The organism is Sulfurifustis variabilis, assembly GCF_002355415.1.
Lineage (GTDB): Bacteria > Pseudomonadota > Gammaproteobacteria > Acidiferrobacterales > Sulfurifustaceae > Sulfurifustis > Sulfurifustis variabilis.
This window is the reverse complement of the sequence record NZ_AP014936.1, coordinates 435625-451572: the sequence shown is the minus strand read 5'-3', so window position 1 is coordinate 451572 and position 15948 is coordinate 435625. Positions and strand designations below refer to the sequence as shown.

Annotated in this window: 15 protein-coding genes and 1 tRNA gene; 5 read left to right on the top strand and 11 right to left on the bottom strand. The window is 63.7% G+C overall.

The features are described from left to right. Positions 1-104: 104 nt before the first annotated feature. The 7 genes from ctaD to bioF all read right to left on the bottom strand — a co-directional run bounded on the left by ctaD (position 105) and on the right by bioF (position 7169). On the bottom strand, positions 105-1679 hold the full coding sequence (gene ctaD, locus SVA_RS02225; protein ID WP_096458192.1) for a cytochrome c oxidase subunit I: 1575 nt from the start codon (positions 1677-1679) through the stop codon (positions 105-107). A 21-nt stretch (positions 1680-1700) separates the two neighbouring features. Then, positions 1701-2858 carry a cytochrome c oxidase subunit II gene (gene coxB / locus SVA_RS02220; RefSeq protein ID WP_096458189.1) on the bottom strand — a complete coding sequence of 386 codons (1158 nt, stop codon included), beginning with the start codon at positions 2856-2858 and terminating at the stop codon, positions 1701-1703. A 67-nt stretch (positions 2859-2925) separates the two neighbouring features. Beyond that, positions 2926-3411 carry a DUF2244 domain-containing protein gene (locus SVA_RS02215; RefSeq protein ID WP_096458186.1) on the bottom strand — a complete coding sequence of 162 codons (486 nt, stop codon included), beginning with the start codon at positions 3409-3411 and terminating at the stop codon, positions 2926-2928. 262 nt (positions 3412-3673) lie between these two features. Continuing rightward, the gene (gene bioD, locus SVA_RS02210) at positions 3674-4360 is read right to left on the bottom strand and encodes a dethiobiotin synthase (protein WP_096458183.1); all 687 of its coding nucleotides are present in this window, start codon (positions 4358-4360) and stop codon (positions 3674-3676) included. After that, entirely contained in the window at positions 4357-5259 is a 903-nt protein-coding gene (bioC, locus tag SVA_RS02205) for a malonyl-ACP O-methyltransferase BioC (protein WP_197703329.1), read from the bottom strand. Before bioC ends, bioD begins: the two co-directional genes overlap by 4 nt. Further along, entirely contained in the window at positions 5252-6016 is a 765-nt protein-coding gene (gene bioH, locus SVA_RS02200; protein ID WP_096458180.1) for a pimeloyl-ACP methyl ester esterase BioH, read from the bottom strand. The genes bioC and bioH overlap by 8 nt, the downstream gene beginning before the upstream one ends. Further along, complete coding sequence (bioF, locus tag SVA_RS02195; RefSeq protein WP_197703327.1) at positions 6000-7169, bottom strand: 8-amino-7-oxononanoate synthase; 1170 nt, start codon at positions 7167-7169, stop codon at positions 6000-6002. Before bioF ends, bioH begins: the two co-directional genes overlap by 17 nt. A gap of 602 nt (positions 7170-7771) precedes the next feature. On the opposite strand from bioF, the gene SVA_RS02190 reads away from it, so the two are divergent. Further along, positions 7772-8728, top strand: a complete 957-nt coding sequence (locus tag SVA_RS02190; protein WP_096458174.1) for an IS1595 family transposase — start codon at positions 7772-7774, stop codon at positions 8726-8728. Positions 8729-8882: 154 nt separating this feature from the next. Here the strand turns inward: SVA_RS02190 and SVA_RS02185 are convergent. Continuing rightward, positions 8883-10006, bottom strand: a protein-coding gene (locus tag SVA_RS02185; protein WP_096458171.1) for an IS3 family transposase whose coding sequence is annotated in 2 segments (ribosomal slippage) — positions 8883-9754 and positions 9754-10006 — 1125 coding nt in all. Because the reading frame shifts where the segments join, the coding sequence is not laid out codon by codon here. Positions 10007-10457: 451 nt separating this feature from the next. Between SVA_RS02185 and SVA_RS02180 the strand changes: the two genes are divergently transcribed. The 3 genes from SVA_RS02180 (at position 10458) to SVA_RS19290 (ending at position 11976) form a co-directional block, all read left to right on the top strand. After that, positions 10458-10982, top strand: a complete 525-nt coding sequence (locus tag SVA_RS02180) for a hypothetical protein (protein ID WP_096458168.1) — start codon at positions 10458-10460, stop codon at positions 10980-10982. A gap of 193 nt (positions 10983-11175) precedes the next feature. Continuing rightward, entirely contained in the window at positions 11176-11766 is a 591-nt protein-coding gene (locus tag SVA_RS02175) for a hypothetical protein (protein WP_148665354.1), read from the top strand. 107 nt (positions 11767-11873) lie between these two features. Beyond that, a tRNA-Pro gene (locus SVA_RS19290) sits at positions 11874-11976 on the top strand. A gap of 31 nt (positions 11977-12007) precedes the next feature. On the opposite strand, the gene SVA_RS02170 is transcribed toward SVA_RS19290, so the two are convergent. Then, entirely contained in the window at positions 12008-12985 is a 978-nt protein-coding gene (locus SVA_RS02170; RefSeq protein WP_096458162.1) for an IS1595 family transposase, read from the bottom strand. Between the two features lie 65 nt (positions 12986-13050). Between SVA_RS02170 and SVA_RS02165 the strand changes: the two genes are divergently transcribed. Then, on the top strand, positions 13051-13788 hold the full coding sequence (locus SVA_RS02165) for a ComF family protein (protein ID WP_269456934.1): 738 nt from the start codon (positions 13051-13053) through the stop codon (positions 13786-13788). Between the two features lie 93 nt (positions 13789-13881). Here the strand turns inward: SVA_RS02165 and SVA_RS02160 are convergent, their stop codons facing one another. Both SVA_RS02160 and SVA_RS02155 read right to left on the bottom strand, forming a co-directional pair. Next, the gene (locus SVA_RS02160) at positions 13882-15036 is read right to left on the bottom strand and encodes a tetratricopeptide repeat protein (RefSeq protein ID WP_096458156.1); all 1155 of its coding nucleotides are present in this window, start codon (positions 15034-15036) and stop codon (positions 13882-13884) included. After that, positions 15033-15947: an ExeA family protein gene (locus SVA_RS02155; protein ID WP_096458153.1), complete on the bottom strand. Its 915-nt coding sequence runs from the start codon at positions 15945-15947 to the stop codon at positions 15033-15035. Before SVA_RS02155 ends, SVA_RS02160 begins: the two co-directional genes overlap by 4 nt. Position 15948 lies beyond the last annotated feature (1 nt).

Below are 15948 nucleotides of genomic sequence, written 5' to 3'. Positions count from 1 at the left end.
GAGGGCGATGGCGGCGAGAATCAGCGCCGTGACGACGACGCGCCGGCGCCGCTGTTTCTCGCTGACTGCCATGGCCGCCATTCGACCCGGGGTGCCTCCGGCCGCTACTTGATGACCGGCGCCGTCGTGAAGCTGTGGTACGGCGGCGGCGAGGAAAGCGTCCACTCGAGGCCATCCGCACCCTCCCAGACACGGTCGGTTGCCTTCTTGCCGCCGCGGATCGTCTGGATGATCACCCACGCGAACAGCAGCTGCGAGAAGCCCAGGATGAACGCTCCCGCGGTGGCCCACTGGTTGAACTCGGTGAACTGCAGCGCGTAGTCCGGGATGCGCCGCGGCATGCCGGCCAGCCCGACGAAGTGCATCGGGAAGAACGTGAGGTTCATGCCGATCATCGTGAGCCAGAAGTGCCACTTGCCGAGCTTTTCGTTGTACATGTGGCCCGTCCACTTCGGCAGCCAGTAATAGACGCCGCCCATGATCGCCAGGACGGCGCCGGTCACCAGCACGTAGTGGAAATGTGCGACCACGAAGTACGTGTCGTGGTACTGGAAGTCGGCCGGCACGATCGCGAGCATGAGGCCCGAGAAACCGCCGATCGCGAACAGGAACACGAAGGCGACCGCGAAGAGCATCGGCGTTTCGAACGTCAGCGAGCCGCGCCACATGGTCGCGATCCAGTTGAAGATCTTCACGCCCGTCGGCACGGCGATCAGCATCGTGGCGTACATGAAGAACACCTCGCCCGCGATCGGCATGCCCACCGTGAACATGTGGTGCGCCCACACGACGTGCGACAGAAAGGCGATCGAGGCGGTGGCGTAGACCATCGAGTTGTAGCCGAAGAGCGGCTTCCTCGAGAACGTCGGAATGATCTGCGAGGCGAGCCCGAACGCCGGCAGGATCAGGATGTACACCTCGGGATGACCGAAGAACCAGAAGACGTGCTGGTACAGCACCGGGTCACCGCCCCCGGCGGCATCGAAGAAGCTCGTGCCGAAGTGACGGTCGGTGAGGACCATGGTCACCGCGCCCGCGAGCACCGGCATCGCACCGAGCAGCAGGAAGGCCGTGATGATCCAGGTCCAGACGAACATCGGCATCTTCATGAGCGTCATGCCCGGCGCGCGCATGTTGAGGATCGTCGCGATCACGTTGATCGCGCCGAGCACCGAGGAGATACCCATCATGTGGATCGAGAGGATCGCCATGTCGGTGCCGATGCCGCCCTGCACCGACAGCGGCGGGTAGAGCGTCCAGCCGGCCGACGGGCCTCCGCCCGCGTTCTGGAACAGGAGGCTCGACAGCAACAGCGTGAACGCGAAGGGCAGGATCCAGAAGGACCAGTTGTTCATGCGCGGGAGCGCCATGTCCGGCGCCCCGATCATCATGGGGATCTGCCAGTTGGCGAAGCCGACGAACGCCGGCATCACCGCGCCGAAGATCATGACCAGCGCGTGCATGCTGGTCATCTGGTTGAAGAAATGCGGATCGACCACCTGCAGGCCCGGCTGCCAGAGCTCGGCCCGGATGACGAGGGCCATCGTGCCCCCGACGAAGAACATCAGCAGCGAGAACAGCAGGTACAGCGTGCCGATGTCCTTGTGGTTGGTCGAGAACAGCCAGCGGGACAGGCCCGTCGGGTGTGCTTCGTGGTGATGTGCAGCAGCGTGCGCCATTTCGCGATCTCCTCTCGATTCTTACTTCGCCTGGGCGACGGCGCCGCCCTTGCGGGCGGCCGCGACCTGGGCGGGCTGGACGATGTCACCGACCTGGTTGCCGAGCGCGTTGCGCTCGTAGGTGACGACCGCGGCGATGTCCGCGTCGGAGAGCTGCGGGCCGAAGGCCTGCATGGCGGTGCCGGGCTTGCCGTTCAGGACGATGTTGAGATGCTCGGCGATCGGGCCCGTCGCGATCTTGCTGCCGGTCATCTTGGGGAACGGGCCGACGCCCTCGCCGTTCGGGCCGTGGCACGCTGCGCACTGCTGGTACACCTGCTTGCCCTTGGCCAGCAGCTCATTCTTGCTCCAGACCTTGTCGGCCGCGGCGGCTTCTCCGGCGGCACGCTGTTTCTGCGAGGCCACCCACTTGTCGAACTCCTCCTGCGATACCGCGTTCACCACGATCGGCATGAAGCCGTGGTCCTTGCCGCACAGCTCGGCGCACTGACCGCGATAGACGCCCGGCTCCTCGATGTAGGTCCACATCTCGTTGATGAACCCGGGGATGGCGTCCTTCTTCACGCCGAGCTGCGGCACCCACCACGCGTGGATGACGTCGTTCGCGGTGAGCAGGAAGCGCACCTTCTTCTTGACGGGCAGCACGACCGGGTTGTCCACCTCGATCAGATAGTGATCGCCCTTGTCCGCGCGGTTCTCGATCTGGTCGCGCGGGGTCGAGAGGTTGCTGAAAAAGCTGACGTCGTGATCCGGGTAATCGTACTTCCACTTCCACTGGTAGCCCGTGATCTTCACGGTCATGTCTGACCGGCTGGTGTCCTCCATCTCGATCAGCGTCGCCGTCGAGGGAATCGCCATGCCGACCAGGATGAGGAAGGGGATGATGGTCCAGAAGACCTCGAGCTTCACGTTGTCGTGGAAGGTGGCCGGCCTGGCACCGAGGCTCTTCCGGTGCTTCGCGATCGAGTAGAACATGAACCCGAACACCACCACGAAGATGGCCACGCAGATCCACAGGATCAGCATGTGCAGGTCGAAGATTTTCTGCGCGATCGGAGTGACGGGCGCCGGGAAGTTCAGACCGTACTCGGCAAAGGCGAGACCCGGAAGGAACGCCCCCGCCAGGACAGCGAGACGGGCGGCCGCGCCGGAACGGGCACTGCGGCGAACAACGTGCATGCTTGTCTCCCAGTTATCTAAACAACCCACTTCGCATCGGACCGTACCCGGGCGTGCCGGCCGTCGTTCACTCCGGCGCGCCGAGGGCGTTCCTCAGTTCCTCAGCCAGGATCAACCGGTCGCTTTCGTTTATGTTTTCGGCCAGCTCCACGAACTGGCCGTGCGATCCGATTCGCAGCCGTGAAGGCCTGCGCCCGTCCTGGGAGCGGTCCAGGCGTATGCGCGCCCAGTACCGCGGAAAATCTCGGCGCGACTCCCGGGTGCCGCTGCGCTGCATTACGCGCACCCGGTCCGCCTCGATCACCACCAGCTCGCAGTCATCGATGTGACGGTAGAGCCAGTAGCACAGCATGCCTACGATCAGCACTTCGATCCCGGCGAACGGCAGAATCAGCCACGCGCCCTTGAGCGCGAAGCCGATGCCGATGGTCAACGCGCTCGCGCTCAGCGCGACGAACAACGCGACCAGGCCGGAGACCGGCAGCGAGCGATTAGGTCGAATGACGAAGCTCACGCTCGCACCGGCGGCGTCGCGCGCTTCGCGGTCGTTCATGCGGGGCGGGTCCACGGACTGCCTGCGCGGGCCCGAAGGCTTGAGGCGAGGCGTTGGCAGAAAACCGCGCGCTTCAACGATCGCCCGGTCGCCGCTCTGACGAGACGTTGCGACGACGCGGAAATCTGCACGCTCCACCGACTTTTAGGCGGCCGCAAGCTATCACAAGCCCTATGGGGGTGCAACCGGAAACCGGGCATCGCTCCGCTCCCATTGGAGATATCTCCGGGTGAGTGTATGTCCGATTTACAACACCTTGCGATCAGGGTTCTCCTCGATCGAGGAGGGCCAGCAGCGAGTTGCCGATCGTCAACAAATCGGGAGACATTCGTTGATGCGGCACGCGGACGAACGGCGCCTCGATCCGGGCTTCGAGCGCCGCCTCGGTGGCGTCTGCCCACGCCATGCCGGCATCGACGCGATTGGCGACGCAACCCGCGAGGCGGCATCCGTCGCGCGCAATGGCCTCGACCGTAAGAAGCGTATGGTTGAGGCATCCGAGCCGCACTCCCGCAACGAGGAGTACCGGCAGTCCGATGCGTACGGCGACGTCCGCCATGGTGTGGCGCTCGTCGATCGGCACCCGCCACCCGCCCACGCCTTCCACCACCACGGTATCGGCGTCGCGCGCCAGGGCGCGGAAGCGTTCGTCGACCGTTGCGATCTCGATCGGCCGATTCACCGCGCGGGCAGCGAGGTGCGGGGCGACCGCCGGCACGTAAGCAAAGGGATTGATGGCTTCATAAGAGACTTTCAGGACGCTGGCCGCAGCCAGGCGTTCGGCGTCCTCGGAGCGCGGCCCGTCCGCGGTGTTCCGGCATCCGCTCGCGACCGGCTTCATCCCGACCGCGCGCCGCCCCGCTGCCGCAAGCGCCCGAAGCAAAGCCTCGGCCACCAGCGTCTTGCCGACGCCCGTGTCCGTCCCGGTGACGAAGACACCTCGGATCATCGACGGCGTCCGATCTGATCCAGGGGAATCGCGACCGTCGCGCGATCGCCCGGGTGCGGCGACGTGGGCGCCCAGGCGTGCCCGTGCACGACCTCGTAGGTAGCCGGAATGCGGCCGCCCTGCGCCAGCTGCTCGTAGGCCTCGCGAAACCGCGCGAAGCGACGCTTACCGGTGAGGGCCCGGGTCGCCCCGCGCGCGGCGTTGTGCGCGCCGATCCCGTGCAGGTCGCGGAGCACGCCGGCGACATCCGCGTACGTCAGCGTGAACCGCTCGACGTCCATGACCGGCTCGGCGAAGCCGACGCGCAGCAGCGCATCGCCGAGGTCGTGCATGTCGAAGAAGGCATGAACATGCACGCCCCCCGGGTCGGCTGCGCGCCAGGCGGCGCGAAGCTCTCTGAGCGTATCGGGCCCGAAGGTCGTGAACATCAGGAGCCCGCCCGGTCCGAGCACGCGCAGGAACTCCCCCATTGCCCGCTCCGGCTCGCACCACTGCAGCGCCAGGTTCGAAAAGACCATGTCGAAACCGGCGTCCGGGAAGGGCAGCGCTTCGATGTCGCCGCACACGTACGGCCTGGCCTTGAACCAGCCCGCCTGGCGGCGCGCCTCGACCAGCATCGCCTGGGCGACATCGACCCCGGTGACGCGCGCCCCCTTGAACCGGCGGGCAAGCGCGCGGAGGGCGTACCCGGTACCGCAGCCGGCATCGAGCACGCTCCGCGGCCGGTGGCGAATGGCGTCGAGACGCGCGAGCGCGCGGTCGGCCACCTCGCGCTGCAACACCGCGGCGGCGTCGTAAGTCCGCGCCGCCCGGGCGAAGTGCCCGCGCAGCCGTCGCTTGTCCAGCCGGTAGGCCGAGATCTCGAGGACCTCGCCGCGATTCAGGGTGCGCTCAGACACGACTCGCCTCGCGACACAGTCGCGCGAACGCCTCGGGCTCGGAGAGGAAAGGCGCGTGTCCGGCGAGCGCGAACGAATACTGCTCGGCCCGGGGCAGCATGCGTACGAGGTAGGCCCCGGCCGCCGGCGGGGCCAGACGATCGCACCCGCCCTGGACGACCCGTGTCGGGACCTCGATGGCCGGCAGGTCCGCCCTGAGATCGGCGGCCTTCAGAATGTCGAGACCCGAACGGAGCGCCGCCATGCCGGGCTCGCCATAGCGGAACACTTCCGCGCGCAATCGCCGAAGCGCGGCGCGCTCCGCCGCGCCCTCACCGAGATGCAGGCTGAGAAAACGCGTCATGGTCGCGCGGTAATCGCGTTCGAGGGTTGACGCGAACTCGTCGAGCACCTCGGGCGCCACGCCGCACGGCCAGTCCGGACCGCGGACGAATCGGGGGGTGGTGCCGACCAGGACCAGGCGGCCGACACCTTCTGGCCTCCTCCGCGCGGCCGCGAGTGCGACGAATCCCCCCAGCGACCAGCCGACCCAGGTGCTGCGCGGCGGCACCACATCGAGCAGCCAATCGGCCAGTGTCGGGAGATCCCAGGACCCGTCGCCCGCGCTGCGACCATGACCCGGGAGATCGACGACATGAACGCGATGGGTACGGGCGAGCGCCGCGGGTACGGCCGACCAGGCACCGCCGTGCAATCCCCACCCGTGGATGAGCAGCACATCCGGCCCTCGGCCGATCACCTCATGGTGCAGTCGCATCGTCCACCGCGGGCAAGCGCCCCAAGGCCTCGAGCAGCCGATCGACGTGCTCGAACGTGTGAGCCGCCGAAAACGTGATCCGCAGGCGGGCCGAACCCTCGGGCACCGTCGGCGGCCGGATCGCCGGAACGAGCAGACCCGCGGCCCGCAGGGCGGCCGCGGCGTCGCTGGCCCGAGTCGCGGTGCCCATGATGAGCGGCTGAATGGGGGTCCGACTTTCCGCGAGCGCGAGACCCAGGTCGGAAGCACCTTGACGGAAACGCTGCACCAGGGCGTGCAGGTGCGTCCTCCGCCAAGGTTCGTCGCGCAGGATCGCCAGGCTGGCGCGAGTGGCTTCCGCCACCGCCGGCGGGAGCGCAGTAGTATAGGTATAGGTACGCGCCTCCTGGATGAGCGTCTCGATAAGGTCCGCTGTCCCCGCCACGAAGGCCCCGAAGGTCCCGAGGGCTTTCCCCAAAGTGCACATCAGGATCGCCGGGTCAGCGGGCGGGATGCCCCAGTGCTCGAGGGATCCGCGGCCGTTCTCGCCGAGCACTCCAAAGCCGTGCGCGTCGTCGATCAGGACCCGCGCTCCGGCGTCACGCGCGATCCGGACCAGTTCCGGCAACGGCGCGAGATCGCCGTCCATGCTGAAAACCGCATCGGTAGTGATGAGACCGCCGGGGCCGTGCGCGTCGATCGAGTCGGCCAGTCGGGAAACGGCGATGTGCGGATACCGCGTGACTTTCGCGCGTGCGAGACGCGCGGCATCGATCAGCGAGGCGTGGTTCAGCCGATCTTCGTAAATCCGGGAGCCTCTGCCCGCAAGTGCGCTTACGATGCCGAGGTTCGCCATATATCCTGTGGAAAATAGAAGTGTACGCTCACTTCCAATCAACTCGGCCAGGTCGTCCTCGAGCCGGTGATGCGCCCGAGTGTGTCCGGTCACAAGATGGGACGCCCCCGCTCCGGCCCCGTATCGTCCGACAGCGCTGCGGAAGGCCTCCACGACGCGGGGATGATTTGCGAGGCCCAGGTAATCGTTGCTGCAGAAACTGAGCAGTGCGTCGTCACCCACGCGGACCTCGACCGCCTGTGGTGAATCGAGCACCATGCGAGTGCGATAAAGACCCTGAGCCCGGCGCTTGGCCAGGCGGCGTTGCAGCTCGTTCAAGACGGTGTCGGTGATCGATGCGGGGACAGAAAGGGTGAACCCGGCGAGTGTAGATGCGTTACGATCGCTGTCAACAAGTATAAAAATGTCGGTTTACCAACGTCTAAAAAGTAGGCAAGTATGTACTTAACGCAAACAGCTACAAAGGAGTACGCTTCCCATCCCCTATAACAACAAAGAGGGCCGTTATGGCTTCAGAAAGCGTTAGCGTCTCGGGACCAGTTCATGTCCAGCCAGACAGCAAAGAGCGGGTGGCATACGAACTGATGCGGCATATCGACCAGCTAACCAGGCCAGAGTCCGGGGAGCACAGGACGCCTGACTACTGGTTCAGGCTATACGCGAAATGCCACCGTCTTGTGGTCTATGGGATGGAGCCAAAAGACATTCAGCAAGTGAAGTAGCGAGGTGTATCGCTTTCTGCTTGTCTAGTCCTGGGTCTAGTTCAAGCAGCTTCTTGAATATCTCCAACCTCAGTTCTACGGCATTCATATGTTGCCTCCAGAAAGCGAAACCGGCCCTCAGGCCGGTTTCTTTTTGGAAGTTATGTACTTGACATACCCACCGCTAGCGGGTATCGTTCAGGCCATAAGGAGACACCCATGGCCAAGAACAACAACAATCTTTCCGCCCCCCAGTTCCACGATCCCGAGAAGGCCCGCCAGTACCTTGAGCGTACCGTGTGGCCTTACGGTCCGGTCTGCCCTCACTGTGGGACGGTCGGGGATCACTACGAACTGAAGGGCAAGAGCACCCGCCCCGGACTCTACAAGTGCCACATGTGCCGTGAACCCTTCACGGTGACTGTCGGCACGGTGTTCGAGCGCTCGAAGATCCCTCTTAACAAGTGGCTCATGGCGGTCTATTTGCTCTGCTCTTCCAAGAAGGGCATGAGCAGCCATCAGCTTCACCGCACGTTAGGGGTTACGTACAAAACTGCGTGGTTCATGACGCACCGCATCCGTGAGGCGATGAAGACGAATCCCTCTGGTCTTCTTGGCTCCGGTGGCGGCACGGTCGAGGCTGACGAGACCTTCTGGCTCAACAGCAAGCGCAGCAAGAAAGGCCGCGAGTACAAGGGCCGTGGGTTCAAGCACAAGGAGAAGATTCTTGCCCTCGTGGAGCGCGGCGGTCAGGTGCGCTCGTTCCACATTCCCGAGGTGAACGCTTCCAACCTTCGCCCTGTGTTGAAGGCACAGATGGCGAAGGATGCTCACTTAATGACGGATGAGCACTCGTCGTACAAAGCGTTTGGACACTTGTTCGCCAGCCATCAGCATGTGAAGCACGGCCAAGGCGAGTATGTCCGTGGCAACGTGCACACGAACACGGTGGAAGGTTACTTCTCGTTGCTCAAGCGTGGCTTGATCGGCACGTACCACCATTGCAGCGCGAAGCATCTGCAACGCTACGTGACGGAGTTTGATTTCCGTTACAACAACCGCTCCAGGCTCGGGATCGAGGACAAGGAGCGCGCCGATATTGCCCTACAGGGGATTGTCGGGAAGCGCCTGACGTATCGGCCGATTAACCCTGAAGTGGCGAGCGAGCAGACGTAAGAAGCAAAGACCTTAAAAGGGGGGTAAACATGAGCAAGAAACCAACGAACGAAGAGCTGTGGGAGCAGATGACGAATCCTATCCTGACACCTGTCGTTGGCAGCATTCCCGGCAGTTTCCTTCCGAACCCAGCGCTCCCGCGTAAGCTTCCCCGTCAAGCAGACACTCCAGAAGTAGAACTTCGCCGTTCCAACACCTGTTGCCGGTACATCATCGGCGGTATGCGGTTCAACGACCGGTGCGGTCGCTCCGCGTTGTAACTGCACAGCCACCACCACACCATCTCCCGCACCTGGTCGAGATCCTCGAACAGGTAGGCATCGAGCAGCTCGTGACGCAGGCTGCGGTTGAAGCGTTCGACGAAGGCGTTCTGGTTCGGCTTGCCCGGCGCGATGTAGGCGAGCTCGATGCCGTGGTCGGCGCACCACTTAACGAGGCGCTGCGCGGTGAACTCTGGCCCGTTGTCGAGCCGCAGGCGCTTCGGGAGGCCGCGCCAGGCCTTGAGCTGTTCGAGCACGCGGATAACCCGCTCGGCCGGGAGGTTGGTGTCCACCTCGATCGCCAGAGCCTCGCGGGCGCCTTCGTCCAGGATGTTGAGCAGGCGGAAGGTCCGCCCGCGGTAAAGGGCATCGCTCATGAAGTCGAGCGCCCAGACGGTGTTGATGGCCGATGGCGCCTGAAGCGGCAAGGAATCGCGTTTGGGAAGCCGCTTCTTGGTACGCCGGGGAAGGTTGAGCTTGAGGGCGCAGTAGATTCGCCACACCCGTTTGTGGTTCCAGGGATGATTCTGCACCCGCTTCAGATGGTCAAAACACATCCAGAACCCCCAGCGGTGATGCCGTTCGACCACACCGCTCAGTGCCGTGATGACCTCGCGGTCGCGCTCGGCGGCGGGTACGGGGACCCGGTAATAGGCGGCGCGGGAGAGCCCGACCGCCGTACAGGCCCGTCGCACCGCTAACCCGTGTTGTCCCACCAGGTAGGCCGCCGATTCGCGGCGCTCGGCGGGGCTCAGTGCTTTTTTTGGATGAGATCCTTAAGCGCGTGGTTCTCGAGTGAGAGCTCGGCGAACAGGCGCTTCAACCGGGCGTTCTCCGTCTCGAGCTCCTTCATGCGCTTGAGCTCCGCGACGTCGAGGCCCCCGTACTTGGCCTTCCACTTGTAGTACGTCGCCGAGCTGATGCCGTGTCTTCGCCAGATCTCGTTCACCGGCACGCCCGACTCCGCCTCCCTGAGGATCGCCACGATCTGGCTCTCCGTGAACCGCGATTTCTTCATTGTTCGAACCCCCTGACAGGTTAAGATTGCCAGAAAGTTCTACTTGCCGCTTGTCTACGAAGCGGGGAAGCTTACGCCCGCAGACCGTAACCAGCCCTCCCACTCTTTTGGTCCAGCTGGAAACTCTAGGACGTAAGCAGATCCTCTTGCAGATAACCGAAGGGGCAGCGATGAAACTTGCGGAAGTATTGGCAACACAGCTGCAACTTCGTGGTTTCCAGACAGGGAAAGAACAAGGCGGGCAAGGCGAAGCCCACTAGTACGTAATGACATGCTTTCTCCTAATAAGAAGCCGGCAACTAGGTCTGATTCTTTTTTGATTTCGGTTTCTTCTTTGCTTTCTTGTGTTGCGGTGGCGAGGCCCATAGGCGTTTAAGGGCTTCGTCGAATGGGATCGACGAATCAGGTTCCTGCTGGCGAGATTTCTTTTTCTTGACCATACGGTGATCCGATGGCGCAGCTCGATGACCTAACCTACAAGACGATGACGGAACTCGTTCTTTCGCCAGAGCATATCATGGCCATAGGACTGCTAGCCGCTGAATGGGGATACGTTGAATCTCTAGTCGAGTTACTAATATGGCGACTGGCTAAGATGCCGGAAAGCATCGGTTATTGCATAACAACCCACATTGGGTCGGTTATGCGAATCGACATGCTGAAGACATTGGCGCACGAAACTCTTTCTGACCAGTCGATTCAAGACGAAATTAAGTCCATATCGGCCGAATTTGAGAGGCTTAGAATCATGCGAAATGACATCATCCATTCGATGTGGATACGAAAAGATTTCTTCGGATCTGGCGCACCCGTCTCCTTGCGAGTAAAGGCGAAGGGCAGGGTTGATATGCAAACGAAAGTACAAAACTACGAAGATATCCGAAAGGCTGCGTCAGATATGACCGCCCTTACTGTCCGCATCGGCTCCGTTCTTCAAAAACTTCCGAAACGATCTTCCTCGCTACGGAATCCGTAGTCTCGAAGTCTCGGTCCCATTCGTTTAGCAATTCGACCACGACCCCAATTAGTTGGGGCGTGATCTCTACCGGCCTGTCTTGTTTAGTGTGCCTTTCCATCGTGGGTATGTCAAAGGGATAACTTCCTTCTTTTTGGGTTTCCGCTTCGGCTTCGGCCAGCGCGTAGGCGGCTTCTTCTGAAGCGCCTTCTTCATGGCCTCGCGCCAGTCCGAATCGATCTTGATGACCTCAGGTTCTGGGCCGCGCTTCCGTTTGTCGGCTAATTTGCGTTTTTTGTCGTCCACGATCCAAGTACTCTCTTGTGTTATCCCAAGAACACTTGTAAATTACCGCGCCATGAGTGACCCAGTATTGGAAAAAGCTCTCGCCCGGCGGGCAGAAATCCAAGCGAAGCTAGACGATCTCGATCGCTGGATCGAGACGTACAAAGAACTGAAGGGCGAGTCTGAAGCCAAAAAACGGTTCGAGGTGGCAGCGTCTGAGTTCGTATCGGCTGCCAATATGGCACGGCATGGGCTAACGCCCCCAGACCATCGCTCGGCCACCCAAAAGACCCTGGACACAGTCGCTGAGATCCTCACCAGAGAAAACAGGCCCATGCGCCCAGCGGAGCTGGTCCTGCGGCTGGAAGAACTAGGCATCCATCTCAGCGGTAAGAACCCTGCGAATAACCTAAGCGCCATGCTTTCCGGCGCCAAACAGCGATTCAAGTCCTTAGGGCACGGTGAGGGCTGGATCGTGCTCGGGAAAGGAACGATACAGGAGCTTTTTAGGGGAGATTGACCGATGTCGTCAGACTGAGGCCGACCGTGCGGCCCTCGCCCAAGCGGTAGATGGTGGCATCCAGCGCCAACTAGAGCACCACCATCTACCGACCCGGTCCCTACTATGGGCCTATGTTGGAACTGGTAGACATGACAGCCTTGGGAGCTGTTGGGATAGCTTCGGTCTAGGAGCGCATATCCCGTGCGGGTTCGAATCCCGCTAGGCCCACACCACACTCTATCGTCAGATCCCATGAATTTCAAGGCGTTTGCCGTGGCTCGCGGTACCGGAGCCGCTTTCCGTCTGCCTTGCGAATCGCAAGAACCGTCCGCTCCCCATCCTCCATCTTCCGTGTGTTGTAGCGGTACTCAAACTCGCTCAGGTAGCGGTGTAGGTGCTGCTTGCTGACCGAGTGGTATACGCCGTTGATCCCACGCTTCAGGATCGAGAAGAAGCCTTCAACCGTGTTCGTCGTCACGTCCCCCTTGGCGTAGACGCCTTGGGAGTGATTGATCGAGCTGTGGCCACCCTCAAAGTGCTTGTTCAGCCCCTTATAGAAGGGCGCGTCGTCCGTCATTATCCGGGCGCTCTTGTGGACGTTGCTGTGAATGATCGCCCGGAGGTTCTTGGCGTTCACCGTTGGGACCGTCATTGCCCGGACGTTGCCATTACGCTCGACTAGGGCCACGACCGGCGCTTTATCCGTCCCACGGCCACGCTTCTTGATGTTGTGCGGGCCTTTGTGGCGGGGCTTCCCGCCTACGTAGGTCTCGTCAACCTCAACGGTCCCCGTCATTGGTTCTGGCTTGCTGTAGTCGTCAGCCATCGCGTAGCGAATGCGGTGCATCATGAAGAGGGCCGACTTGTAGCTAAGGCCCGTCTGGCGCTTGATCTGCATCGCCGAGACGCCCTTCTTCGACGTGGACGCCTGCCAGAACGCGAAGCACCAGTGGCGGAGTGGAATGAGTGAGTCTTCAAAGACCGTCCCGACTCGCACCGTGAACTGCTTGCCGCACTCATTCTCCCGACACTTCCAGAGAAACCGCTTGTTGCGCTCGCCGTCCCGGCCCTTCATCTGGTACACGTTGACGCTGCCACAATGGGGGCAGGCGGGGTGATCGCCCCAACGCTGTTCCTCCAGGAACTCGACGGCGGCGGTTTCATCCGAGCAGGCCCGTGGGAGGTTGGCGATGATCTCGCTCTTGTCCTTGGCGATTTTGGGCTTCGTCGTTTTCATGAGACGAGATTAGCCCATTATTGTATTTGCGTCAAGTCATATAATAACCCATCGCGGGAGGACGCTTGAACCGCCTGTTTAATCAGATACTTGCGTCAAGTACATACTTCCGAAAAAGTATACAAACACTGCTCTTCCCCGACAGCTGTTTGCTTTGCGGGGCCCGTGCGCCGGTCGCGGATCCATTCTGCGACGGCTGCCGGCAGGCCCTGCCGCGACTCGATGCCGCCTGCGCCCGTTGCGCCGCGGCGCTGCCCGCAAGCCCGTCGCCCGAGGGGGTGTGCGGGGCATGTCAGCAGAGGGCACCCGCCTTCGACAGGGTCGTCGCCGCCTATCGCTATGCCCCGCCACTCGACCGACTGATCCAGGGCGGAAAGTACAACGGCAGGCTCGACTGGCTCGAGGTGCTCGCGCGCGAGCTGGCGGTCCGCGTGGAGAGCGCGACCGACGGGCGCGTGGACGCGGTCGTGCCGGTTCCGCTGCACCGCATCCGGCTGCGCGAGCGAGGTTACAACCAGTCGCTCGAGCTCGCTCGACCGGTCGCCAAGCGCCTCCGCCTGCCCGTGATCACGAGCGGCGTCCGGCGCGCGCGCCCCACCGTTCCGCAGACAGGACTTTCCCGGACGCTGCGAGAGAAGAACGTCCGACGCGCATTCGAGATTACGCGCGGCTTCGACGGCCGGCGGATAGCGATCGTGGACGATGTCATGACGAGCGGAGCGACGATCGAGGCGCTGGCGCGCGCACTGCGCCGCGCCGGAGCGACGCACGTCGAGGCATGGGTGCTCGCGCGGGCCGGATGAGCTACGACGAGCCGCAACTCGAGTGCGGGAGCATGTCGATGACCCGGCGACCGAGCGATCGTCGCGGGATCGACGCGCGACAATCACTCCCCGCTAGCGGGCCTTGAGCGCGGTCAGACGCTGGGTCGCGTAGCCGTCCAGAGCGGGTGCGAGCCCTCCGGCCGCACGCGCCCGGCGATAGGCGTCGGCCGCCGCTCCGGGCTCTCCCTCGGCCTCGAGAGAAATCGCGAGACCGAGCCAGGCACGCGCGTCGTCCGCTCGCAGGGCCACTGCCCGCCGGTATGTCTTGACCGCATCGGCGTTGCGGCCCGCGCGCTGGTACAGCGCGGCCAGGAACCCAAGAAAGTCGGGGTCCCGGGCACCGTGAGGCGCCGCCGCCTCCAGCACCGCCAGCGCACGCTCTTGATCTCCGCGCTCCATCCGGACGCGGGCGAGCAGCTGCGCAAAGGGATAATGCCCGGGCGACACCTGGAGCCCCGTCTCGAGGATCTTTCCGGCGTCTTCCCACCGCCCGCGTTGCAGCTCCAGACCGGCGAGAAGTTCGCGCGCCGCGTGGTGCGCGGCATCGATGGCGAGCGCGGAGACGAGCTCGCTCCGCGCCGCGTCGCCCCGTCCCTGCTCGAGCAGACGGGCGGCGCGGCGGTAATGATCCTCCGCCGTTTCCTTCGCAGTCAGCGGCCGTACCTTTTTGTCGAGCAAGCCCTGCTCCGCGGGAGGGGCCGACGATATCGCGGTCGGCTTCCGTCTCGCTGCCGGCGATTCGGGCGGCCTGGGCTCGTTCGATTGGGGCGCCGGGGTGGGTTCCCGGGCGATGGAAGCGATCGTGATTTCCGTCCGCTTCGCTTCGACCGGCTCGGTCTGCGCGACGTCCGCGGTCGGGACGGGCGCCACCGTCGGCACGCTCGGATCGGCGACCGGAGAGCGTATGGCGGCCTGCTCGGGCATCGACGCATCGGCAGCGGACTGTGCGCTCGCCTCGGCCACGTCATTCGTCGCCGCGGCGGCATACCCGGCCGCCTCGCCCGAAAAGGGCATAGCGGCGGTTTGTCCGGTCCCCGTGGGGCGAAGCGCCGCCGTCACGTAGAACGCGGAAAGGGCCGCGGCGACGAGAACCCCCGCGAGCGCCCACGCGCGCGGACGGCCGCGCGCGGATGCCACCGGCCGCAGGCCCCGATACGCCTCGCCGCCGTGCGAAGGCGCGCCCTGGCGGGACTCCAGGTCCTGCAACATCTTGTTGATGAGGCTCACGACCAGTATCCCCAGACGACCGCCGCCGTCGCGAGCGCCGCCATGCCCGCGATCGTCGCAAGCAGGCGGGGCAGCCGGAACCGCAGCGACGGACGCGCAGCGGCCGCCTCCGTGTCCGCGATGGCGAGCCGCACGTGCTCCCCGGCGATCTCGCGCACGCCTTCGCCGAAGGCCGCCATGAGCGACTTGTGCGCCAGCACATTCACGAGCCGCGGCACGCCGCCGCTCCCGCGGAAGAGGCGCTTTACGGCGTCCACGCGGAACAGGCGCGGACCGCGGTAGCCGGCGACTGTCAGGCGGTGCGCCAGATAGAACTCGACGTCGCAGAGGTGCAACGGCCGTAACCGATAGGAGAAGGTGATGCGCTGCTTGAGCTGACGGATCGCCGGACTGTCGAGCTTTGCATCGAGCTCCGGCTGGCCGAAGAGGACCACCTGGAGCAGCTTGCGGCGCTCCGTTTCCAGGTTCGTGAGCAGTCGCAACGCCTCGAGCGTCTCGATCGGCATGGCCTGCGCCTCGTCGAGGCAGAGCACGACGCGCCGCCCCGCGACGTGGCTGTCCAGCAGACTCTTCGTGATCAGCTTCAGGAGCAGGTGCTGGTTCACGCCTTCCGGGTTCGCAATGCCGAGCTCCTCGGCCACGGCGAGGAGCAGCGTGTTCGGCCCGAGGTAGGGATTCGGAATGTACGCGGTGACGAAGTGCTCCCGGTCGAGCGCGTCGAGGAACTTGCGGCAGAGCATCGTCTTGCCGGTCCCCACCTCCCCGACCACCTTCATGAACCCCTCGCCGGTGCGCGCGGCGACGAGCAGCGTGTTGAGCGCTTCCTGGTGCGACGAGTGGGGAAAGAAGAAGCTCGTGTCCGGCGTGATGCCGAAGGGCAGCTCCCGCAGTCCGAAGTGTTCGTTGTACATG

What these genes read in the sequence shown, in the direction of transcription:
- SVA_RS02170 (WP_096458162.1), bottom strand. Translation starts at nt 12,985, where the DNA reads ATGAAAACGACGAAGCCCAAAATCGCCAAGGACAAGAGCGAGATCATC.
- SVA_RS02180 (WP_096458168.1), top strand. Translation starts at nt 10,458, where the DNA reads ATGGCGCAGCTCGATGACCTAACCTACAAGACGATGACGGAACTCGTT.
- SVA_RS02155 (WP_096458153.1), bottom strand. Translation starts at nt 15,947, where the DNA reads ATGTACAACGAACACTTCGGACTGCGGGAGCTGCCCTTCGGCATCACG.
- SVA_RS02190 (WP_096458174.1), top strand. Translation starts at nt 7,772, where the DNA reads ATGGCCAAGAACAACAACAATCTTTCCGCCCCCCAGTTCCACGATCCC.
- coxB (WP_096458189.1), bottom strand. Translation starts at nt 2,858, where the DNA reads ATGCACGTTGTTCGCCGCAGTGCCCGTTCCGGCGCGGCCGCCCGTCTC.
- SVA_RS02215 (WP_096458186.1), bottom strand. Translation starts at nt 3,411, where the DNA reads ATGAACGACCGCGAAGCGCGCGACGCCGCCGGTGCGAGCGTGAGCTTC.
- bioD (WP_096458183.1), bottom strand. Translation starts at nt 4,360, where the DNA reads ATGATCCGAGGTGTCTTCGTCACCGGGACGGACACGGGCGTCGGCAAG.
- SVA_RS02175 (WP_148665354.1), top strand. Translation starts at nt 11,176, where the DNA reads ATGGCCTCGCGCCAGTCCGAATCGATCTTGATGACCTCAGGTTCTGGG.
- bioH (WP_096458180.1), bottom strand. Translation starts at nt 6,016, where the DNA reads ATGCGACTGCACCATGAGGTGATCGGCCGAGGGCCGGATGTGCTGCTC.
- ctaD (WP_096458192.1), bottom strand. Translation starts at nt 1,679, where the DNA reads ATGGCGCACGCTGCTGCACATCACCACGAAGCACACCCGACGGGCCTG.